Below are 5,754 nucleotides of genomic sequence, written 5' to 3'. Positions count from 1 at the left end.
TTATTAAGATGATGAAGCATAAACACATTGGATTACAAATAATTAAAATAAGTACATAACTTTACACCTCTATAATTTAAAAAGGCTTGACTATTATTTTAATGAGCAGTTTTACACCGATAAATTAAAAATACCGTTGGATTATGTGGGTGGATTTAAATACTATCTTATTGAAAATCCTATATTCGTATCCAAATTAAAAAATAACGATAAACAGATGCTTGCTTTTTTAGTAATTGAATTAGCGGTAAATTATAACAAAATTATAGCAAGTGAGAATTAAGACTACTTTATTATTTTTAATCTTTTGGTTGACTCAATCTATTTTTGGGCAAACTCCAGCTGAAATAAAAATTCAGGGCTACATAATTGCCGATTCTACATCGGTGGAAGGAGTTAATGTTGTGAACTTAACAACAAATCGATCTACTTCCTCAACAAAGGATGGCTATTTCTTTCTTTTAGTAAAAGAAGGCGATCTTTTGGCATTATCTGCTATAAATCTTGTAACTTTACGTAGACGGATGACCAAAGATGATGTTCTAAAAGGTACTTTTTTGATAAAAATGCAAGCTAAAAGTATTGCTTTGAAGGAAGTAGTGGTCAATGAGTATGCTAATATCACCGCCGAAAACTTAGGGATTATTCCCTTCGGACAAAAGAAATATACACCAGCCGAAAGGAAATTATATACAGCAACATCAGGTGGTGGAATTGATGGTTTACTGAATACAATTTCTGGACGAAAAGCCATGCTTAAAAAAGAAGTGCTTGTAGAGAAAAAAGAGCGATCTATGAATCGCTTGGAGTATGTATTTGAAGACGATTATTACATTGATGTATTGAAAATTCCCCAAGATTACATTCGTGGATTTCAATATTACTGTGTTGAAGATAAGGATCTGGAAGCAGCTTTGATATCAAAAAATAAAACATTGATTAAGTTTTTGATTATTCCGTTGGCTGAAAAATATAATAAAATGAGAATTTATGAAAACTAATATAGGGATAGTTGTTTTAGTGCTTTTTTTTCAAGTTTGCTTTGCTCAAAACGAAAGTAGAAAGCCATTGCACGGACAAGTGGTAAATGATTCATTGACGCTAGAGAGCGGTTATGTTCTTAATGTTAGTGCGCGTACGCGTACTTTTATCAATTCAAACGGACTTTTTGATATTTTGGCTAAGCCAAAGGATACTTTGCTGTTTTCAAGTTTAGCTTTTCTCTCCAAAAAAATAATTTTGACTGAGAAAAACTGCAATGAAAAGCTTTTTCTGGTTCAGATGGATTTAGTGAATAATGAATTGAAAGAAGTAGTGGTGGCAAATGGTTTAAAAATCAACAGTCTGGCAGGAGGTTCGCAGCAGTTTGTAGACAGGCGCTATTTTGATGATGAGAAATCATCTCCTAAAAACCGAACTATGGCATCTGATGGGACAATTGAAAACGGAATGGATTTTGTACGTATTTTTAAGGATTTGAAAAAGATACTGCGAAAAAAAGAAGATGTAAAAGAAGAATTTGTGTCGGATGTCGCTTTTTCAGAGTATGTAAAAGTCAATTTTAGTCCTTCCTTTTTTACTAAAGATTTAAGTTTGAAGGAGGATGAGATGGAATTATTCTTGTTGTATTGTTCGAATGATTTGAATTCGAAAAAATTCCTAAAACCCGAAGAGAGATTTATGTTAATGGATTTTTTAATTTCTAAAAACAAGGATTTTAAAAAATTATCTATTTTTGAAAAATGAAAAAAAGAAACTTGTACGTTGCGATTGCCTTATTGTTTTTGACCTTATCGGCTTTTACGGTTCATAAATTTTATATGGGAATCTACCAGATTAATTATGCTCCCGAAAAGAAAATGCTTCAAGTTACTTCTCGAATTTTCTTAGACGACTTAAATAAAACATTAGAAAAAAAATACGCACGAAAAAGTTTTCATTTGGGCTCAAGTCAAGAAACTCCAGAAGAATTAGAATTACTTAAAAAATACTTGGCAGATAATCTTTATCTGAAAGTGAATGGGCAAACCAAACAATTGACCTTTTTGAGTAAGGAAGTTGATGATGATGTGTTAGTTTGCTACAGTAGTGTCAAAGGAATTTCAAAAATTAGTACGCTTGAGATTTTTAATTCAGTTTTGATGGATTGGAGCCTAGAGCAACAAAACATTACACATATTACGGTGCTAGGAACTAAAAATAGCATTCTTTTTACAGAATCTTCAAGATCTGGAATGTTAAAATATTAAATGGGAGTCGGTTTTTTGTTAAAATTTGTTATTTTCACGAACTGAAACTAGTAACGTTTTATTTATGAAAAAAATTTATTTACTCCTTTTTCTTCCTACGCTTATTTTTGCGCAAGAAAAAACGACTACAGTAGCTCCTAAACAAACAGGGAAATACGACACCAACAAGTTTAGTCAAATGTACGATTTATTGGCAACGCCCAATATGTTTCGTAATGCGGCAGGTGCCCCAGGACCAGCGTATTATCAACAACAAGCCGATTATAAGATCGACATTGAGTTAGATGATAAAAACGCAAAATTAATGGGGTCTGAAACCATTACTTACATAAATAACTCTCCTGATAGTTTGGAGTATTTATGGGTTCAATTAGATCAAAACCAATCGGCTAAGGATTCTGAAACTCCTCTGGCAGATAGCCAAAGAATTACACAAACATTTCCTGCAGCTGGGTTTACAGATAAGTATCTTAAAAAAGACCTAGAACGTGGGTTTAATATCGAATGGGTAAAAGATCTTAAGGGTAATGCAATGAAATACAGTATCAATCACACGATGATGCGTATTGACTTAGCTACTGCTTTAAAACCGGGTGCTTCTGTTTCATTTTCTATAAAATGGTGGTATAACATCAACAATTATCAAAAAGAAGGTGGGCGCTCAGGATATGAATTATTCGAAAAAGAAGGCAATAAATTGTATGTAATAGCGCAGTTTTATCCAAGAATGGCAGTGTATAATGACGTTGAAGGATGGCAGAATATGCAGTTTTGGGGAGGTGGAGAATTTGCCTTGCCATTTGGAAATTTTGATGTAAATATTACAGTTCCTGCAGATCACGTGATGGAAGCAACAGGTGAATTGACAAATAGAAGTGAAGTTTTTACAGCTGCTCAAGTTAAAAGATGGGAATTAGCTCAAAAAACATTTGATAAACCAGTTGTAATCGTAACTCAAGCAGAAGCAGAAGCAGCCGAAAAAGGCTTTTCTAACAAGAAAAAAACATGGAGATTTAGCGCTAAAAACGTTAGGGATTTTGGTATAGCAACTTCAAGAAAGTTTATTCTTGATGCCATGGCGGTACAATTAAGTACTAAAACGGCAATGGCAGTTTCGATTTATCCAAAAGAAGCAAATCCGCTTTGGGGAGAAACTTCTACAATTACAGTAGCGCATACTTTAAAAAGTTACTCAGCACATACCTTCGATTATCCTTATCCAAAAGCAGTTTCTGTTTCGGCAGAGGATCAAGGGATGGAATATCCAATGATTTGTTGGAATTTTGGTCGTCCTGATGAAAATGGAATAACGTCTGAAGCAATCAAAAACGGAATGATGGGTGTAGTGATTCACGAAGTTGGGCACAACTTTTTTCCTATGATTGTAAATTCTGATGAGCGTCAATGGACTTGGATGGATGAAGGTTTAAATTCATTTATGGAGTACATGGCGGAGCAAGAATTAGGAACAAATTTCCCTTCAAGAAGAGGTCCTGCTAAAAACATTGTACCTTATATGAGTGGAGATCAAAAGTTCTTAGAGCCAATAATGTCAAATTCTGAAGGTATTATTCAGTTTGGAAACAATGCTTATGGGAAACCAGCAACAGGTTTAAATATTCTTAGAGAAACCATTATGGGTAGAGAGTTGTTTGATTATGCTTTCAAAGTATATGCAAACCGTTGGAAATTCAAGCATCCTACTCCAGAAGATTTCTTTAGAACAATGGAAGATGCATCAGCAGTAGATCTAGATTGGTTCTTTAGAGGTTGGTTTTATTCAACTGATTTTGTCGATATTGGAATCAATGAGGTGAAACAGTATTATGTAACAGAGACTCCTACTGCAGCCTTGAAAAGCGCAAAAGTAAGAAAAGGACGTTTTGGTCTTGATCCAGGTCCATTTGTTTATTTAGTAGAAGGAGATAATACAGAGTTGAATGCCAAAGATAAAAAAGCATTAAAAATCGAAGAAGTAAAATTGCTTTCTGATTATGTAAGCACGCTTACTGCTGAAGAAAAAGGAACGTTAAGTACACCAAAATACTTCTACGAAGTAGAGTTTAACAAGCCAGGTGGTATGATTATGCCTATCCTTGTAGAGATTACTTACGAAGACGGAACAGTTGATAATTATAAATATCCAGCGCAAATTTGGAGAAAGAATAATGACACCGCTAAGAAAGTATACGCTACCGAAAAAGCAATTAAAAAAATACAAATTGATCCAAAGTTAGAAACGGCTGATATTGACGTCACAAATAATACGTGGCCAAAAGAGCAAGTCAAATCTAAATTTGATTAAGGAATACAAAAAGAAAGACTCATTTATGAGTCTTTTTTTTTATGAAAAATTTAAAAGAGGCCGAATCAAAAATTGGTATATTTGTAGCATTAAAATGTAAAAAGTATGTTTGGTATAGGAGGAGGAGAATTAGTTTTTATCATGTTTATTGTGCTCATGCTTTTTGGATCAGATAAAGTTCCTGAAATGGCACGTACCATGGGGAAAGCCATGGCGCAATTAAAAAACGCGACTAATGATATCAAGAGCGAAATCCAAAAAGGAGTTGAAGTTAATGGTCTTGATGCAAAATCATTGTCTAATTTAACGGGCGATATCAACTCTCAAATAAATAAAGTAAAAGAGGACCTGATGGGCGATACCGTTGCTCAGGTCAATAAAGCAACATCAAATCTGTTAGGAGATTCAGTCGATCAAGCGAATAAGGTAAAAGAAGATATCGAAGACATCACAGGACCCGTAAAACGCCAGCGATAATGATAGAAAAGCTATTGTCTTTAGACAGTGATTTACTCGTTTATCTTAATGGTTTGGGATCTACTCAGTACGACTGGTTGTGGCTGTTAATCACCAAACAATTAAACTGGTTGCCATTATTTCTGCTACTTTTGTACATTATTTACAAGAAAATAGGTACTAGGCAAACCTTGTATTTGCTGCTTTTTACAGCCTTTATATTGACTTTTACGGACCAAGTTACAAACCTGTTTAAAAACGGTTTTCAAAGGCTTCGTCCTTGTAATACGCCCGAGATAAAAGACATCATTCGCATAGTAAAACAAAGTGATTCCTTTAGTTTCTTTTCGGGTCATGCGGCAAATAGTATGGCGGTTGCAACCTTTCTATATTTGAGGTTACGTCGTTATTCGAGCTATTTTGTCATCTTGTTTCTATGGCCGTTAATATTTGCTTACAGCCGTATTTATCTAGGATTGCATTACCCAATCGATATCTTTTGTGGGTATTTATTTGGGGTATTTTCAGGAACCCTTTGGTACATTATATACAAAAAAGCACAAAAAAAATACTTCCCTATCTAGTAGTAGGAGCTATTTCCAGCTGTACATTACAATCTTATGGCGTAAAAATGATTTTTCAAAAATAAACAATAAAGGAGCTTCCGTTGGAGGGCACTGAAAAACTACGCATATTTTGATTAACGTCGTTTTCTAGAGATTAAAAAAGCGCTTATAATAGGAT

6 protein-coding genes are annotated in these 5,754 nt (G+C 34.1%); all 6 read left to right on the top strand.

Annotated features, from left to right (window positions below):
• The first annotated feature begins 272 nt into the window (after positions 1-272).
• Positions 273-1,001 (top strand): peptidase associated/transthyretin-like domain-containing protein, encoded by a 729-nt coding sequence (locus H8R24_RS17600; protein WP_187021666.1) that lies wholly within the window; start codon positions 273-275, stop codon positions 999-1,001.
• A complete protein-coding gene (locus H8R24_RS17595; protein ID WP_187021668.1) occupies positions 991-1,746 on the top strand; it encodes a hypothetical protein in 756 nt (251 codons plus the stop codon). Before H8R24_RS17600 ends, H8R24_RS17595 begins: the two co-directional genes overlap by 11 nt.
• Positions 1,743-2,249: a DUF6702 family protein gene (locus H8R24_RS17590; protein ID WP_187021671.1), complete on the top strand. Its 507-nt coding sequence runs from the start codon at positions 1,743-1,745 to the stop codon at positions 2,247-2,249. The genes H8R24_RS17595 and H8R24_RS17590 overlap by 4 nt, the downstream gene beginning before the upstream one ends.
• Before the next feature lie 64 nt (positions 2,250-2,313).
• Positions 2,314-4,554 carry a M1 family metallopeptidase gene (locus H8R24_RS17585; protein ID WP_187021674.1) on the top strand — a complete coding sequence of 747 codons (2,241 nt, stop codon included), beginning with the start codon at positions 2,314-2,316 and terminating at the stop codon, positions 4,552-4,554.
• 105 nt (positions 4,555-4,659) lie between these two features.
• Complete coding sequence (locus H8R24_RS17580) at positions 4,660-5,031, top strand: Sec-independent protein translocase subunit TatA/TatB (RefSeq protein WP_187021677.1); 372 nt, start codon at positions 4,660-4,662, stop codon at positions 5,029-5,031.
• Positions 5,031-5,594 carry a phosphatase PAP2 family protein gene (locus H8R24_RS17575; RefSeq protein ID WP_187021679.1) on the top strand — a complete coding sequence of 188 codons (564 nt, stop codon included), beginning with the start codon at positions 5,031-5,033 and terminating at the stop codon, positions 5,592-5,594. The genes H8R24_RS17580 and H8R24_RS17575 overlap by 1 nt, the downstream gene beginning before the upstream one ends.
• Positions 5,595-5,754 lie beyond the last annotated feature (160 nt).

The organism is Flavobacterium muglaense (assembly GCF_014305155.1).
GTDB classification, from domain to species: Bacteria; Bacteroidota; Bacteroidia; order Flavobacteriales; family Flavobacteriaceae; genus Flavobacterium; species Flavobacterium muglaense.
Note: the sequence above shows the minus strand (reverse complement) of the source record. Positions and strands in the feature narration are given on the sequence as shown.